General features: G+C 72.6%; 1 protein-coding gene. It reads left to right on the top strand.

Annotated elements, in window-relative coordinates:
• Positions 1 to 492: DUF6415 family natural product biosynthesis protein (locus ACFP1Z_RS33695; RefSeq protein ID WP_390321874.1), on the top strand; the 492-nt coding region annotated here is incomplete at its 5' end.
• Positions 493 to 529 lie beyond the last annotated feature (37 nt).

Genomic DNA, 529 nt, shown 5'->3' with positions numbered 1-529 from the left:
TTCCCTGGCACAGCCATGACCTACGGACAAGGGTCCGTCCCGGTGCCGTACTCCAGCATCACCGAGGACGGCTCCGGGATCCTGCAGTCCGTCAGGACCGCCCTGGAGGCTCACCCGTCGCCGACGGCGGAGACGCTGGCGGAGTCGACGAAGAGGCTCCGGCGGTACATCAGGAGGACCGCGCCCGCGCTGAAAGCCCTCGCGCTGGCGCTGCCCGGGAACGACTCCCGCCGCACGCCCGCGCAAGGCGCGGCCGACGAAGCCTTCTACCGGGCCTTGCGGCAGGGGCCGGGCGACGGCCTGATCAGCGCGCGGGACTACTGCACGTGCCTCCTGCGGGCCGCTCAGAACGTGCGCGACCATTACGAGAAGCTGCGGTTCGCGCTGGAGGCGGAGGAGCACGGCGGCCTCGTCGTCACCGACGCCGGTGACACCGTCCGCCACCGGACCGGCGGCGACGGCTTCGCCGGGTCCCGGCCGCCCACCGTGTAGAGCCGGGGCTGTACCTGGAGGCAGCAACCCGGGGTTC

The organism is Streptomyces gamaensis (assembly GCF_042656465.1).
Taxonomy (GTDB): Bacteria; Actinomycetota; Actinomycetes; order Streptomycetales; family Streptomycetaceae; genus Streptomyces; species Streptomyces gamaensis.
Note: the sequence above shows the minus strand (reverse complement) of the source record. Positions and strands in the feature narration are given on the sequence as shown.